The organism is Colwellia sp. 6M3, assembly GCF_014077595.1.
In the GTDB taxonomy this organism is placed as follows: Bacteria; Pseudomonadota; Gammaproteobacteria; order Enterobacterales; family Alteromonadaceae; genus Cognaticolwellia.
On the sequence record NZ_JACGWF010000172.1, the window covers coordinates 1 to 2,438 of the forward strand.

A 2,438-nucleotide genomic window follows, 5' to 3' on the forward strand; every position below is an offset into this window, starting at 1 on the left:
CATTAAACTAATACTACATTTTAAACACTTCTATTTTCAAATTCATAGGGTTTAGTTGTTGAATCAAATAAAGCTAATTATTTCTATTGCCTTCAAAGGGCTCATTTACGTTCTAGCAAAAGCCGCCCCTAAAAATAAATCAATTTGGGTATTTGGTGCTTGGTTTGGTGATAAATATTCAGATAATCCAAAAGTGTTCTTTGAATATGTCAATCAACACTGCCCGCATATCGTACCTATATGGATAAGTAGTAATAATTTACTTATCGACAAATTAAGAAAACGAGGTTTTCGTGCATACAACATACATAGTTTATACGGCGTTTACTATCAGATGCGATCTGCTTTTGCATTCGTATGTCAGGCGCATGACGTAGACCTATTCGCACCAGCGTTAAGCAGACGAACTAAAATAGTTAACCTCTGGCACGGCTTACCGCTTAAAAAAATAATTTATGATGAATTTGGACATTTAGAGACTAAAAAAAACCTAAAGGGTCGAGTTATTGACCGCCTTTCTCCCTATGTACATATGAGAAACGATTATTTGATAGCGACGAATGAACGCACTCAAAAAACCCTAGCAGGTGCATTTCGGCTGCCTATTGAAAGAGTATTGATTACTGGCTTCCCCAGAAACGACGTATTTGTAGATTCATCCCTTACACCGGCTATTCAATCAGATGGTCCTTACAAAGTTATTTATATGCCAACAATGAGAAAACAAAACAATGGCAGTAACGCATTATTTGAAGATTTTGGTTTTGATATAGAAAAAATAGCAGAAGCATTAAACTGCCATGATATTGAGCTTGTATTAAGGTTACACCCTGTTAATAGCCCACCAGAAAAACTTCAAGAAAAAATTGACACCTTGAATAATATTCGTTTTGATACTAGCGATGACATATACGATACCATCGCATCATACGATTGCCTTATTACAGATTATTCAAGTATTTACTTTGATTTTTTACTTTCTAACAAACCCATTCTTTTTGCACCTTTTGATTTAGCAAATTATAAATTAAAAGAAAGAGAACTTTATTATAAGTATGAAGATGTTACGCTCACTCCTTATTCATTCAATTGGGATGAACTCATTAATAACGTAGTTGAACTAAAAAACACTGCAAATGACGCCTATATCGATAGAAAATACTTAGAACTTCAAACGATGTTTCATGGTACCCATAATTCAGAATCATTCTCTAAGCAGTTAATAAAGGCGGTAGAGCGGCTTTAACGCTATCGCTAAGCACTAACAAAGCCACTTAAAATTAAGTGGATATACTACAATCAAAACTCAATTCGCTACAGAAATTTTCTTGAGTACAAAACTAAGGCTTTCATTTGCTGAACTATAACTCTCAAATTATATTGCCTTTAAAAAAATAAAAAAACCTTGCAACATATAAGCACGAGACCAAAAATTATAATAATTTAAGACTTTCAGTAATAATATTTTCACAGCCTTTTGCATTAGATTTATTCGCAACAAGTAAATCGGTATATCTTTGCCTACGCTGAGAATATTCCATGGGATTTTCTATACTGCGTATTATTGCATTTTTTATTTCTTTATAGTTTTCTACTTCTATTCCCAAATCTCGATATTTATATTCGATGCTTTGTTCATTATAATTTTTGTAACTGAACCTTGTAGGGCTATTAAATAGAATTACGGGCTTATCAAATGCTGCAAACTCCATAATTGCCGAAGATACATCCGAGATCATTATGTCTGCCAACACAATCAAGGGTGTAAGATCTAAACCTTGAATAAAAGTAATTCTTTCATCATTTTTTGCCAATTTTTTGTACATTTCCACATATTCTGGTTTAGTCGAACCATGTAGCTTTATTAAAATTTTTACATTCGCATTTGGGATGAAGTCTGCAATAGAATGTTTAACAAAGGGAATTAATGATAGTTCATCATTGAATGTAGGTGCAAATAAGACATACTTTTTATCACTTTGTGGTAAACCCAACGATAACTCTACAGCTTCTCTGGTTATTGATTCATCAAATAGATTATCTAATTTGGCCATTCCCGTTACAGCAATAGGCGTTGAAATCACATTCGATAGCACCTCTTTATGTGCGATACCCGGCACACAAACAAGATCAGCCTTTTCTTCACGACGCGCTAATTCGGTATCCATATAATATTGGCCTTTCGATAGAATACCATGCCCGACATTAACAATCTTGCCACAATCATAGATCCAGTCGTAAACTGCATCTGCAATAAATGTGATATCTGCCCTCGCATGTTGAGGGCATATATACATCTTTTCACCAAACGTCTTGAGATAGCTTAGCTCCGTCTTAGAAAAACCTGCACGAATTCTCGGTTCGTAAGATTTGTAACCAAAATAAACCTCAATTTCTGGATGTAATTCTTTTAGCTTTTTATAAATAGGTATTAATAC

At 34.0% G+C, this 2,438-nt stretch carries 2 protein-coding genes; one reads left to right on the forward strand and one right to left on the reverse strand.

Annotated features, from left to right (window positions below; all coding sequences use genetic code 11):
- The first annotated feature begins 55 nt into the window (after nucleotides 1-55).
- Nucleotides 56-1,246, forward strand: a complete 1,191-nt coding sequence (locus tag H4J50_RS18760; protein WP_182257677.1) for a CDP-glycerol glycerophosphotransferase family protein — start codon at nucleotides 56-58, stop codon at nucleotides 1,244-1,246.
- A 187-nt stretch (nucleotides 1,247-1,433) separates the two neighbouring features.
- On the opposite strand, the gene H4J50_RS18765 is transcribed toward H4J50_RS18760, so the two are convergent.
- Nucleotides 1,434-2,438, reverse strand: a 1,005-nt coding sequence (locus H4J50_RS18765; protein ID WP_182257678.1) for a CDP-glycerol glycerophosphotransferase family protein, incomplete at its 5' end; no start/stop codon positions are given.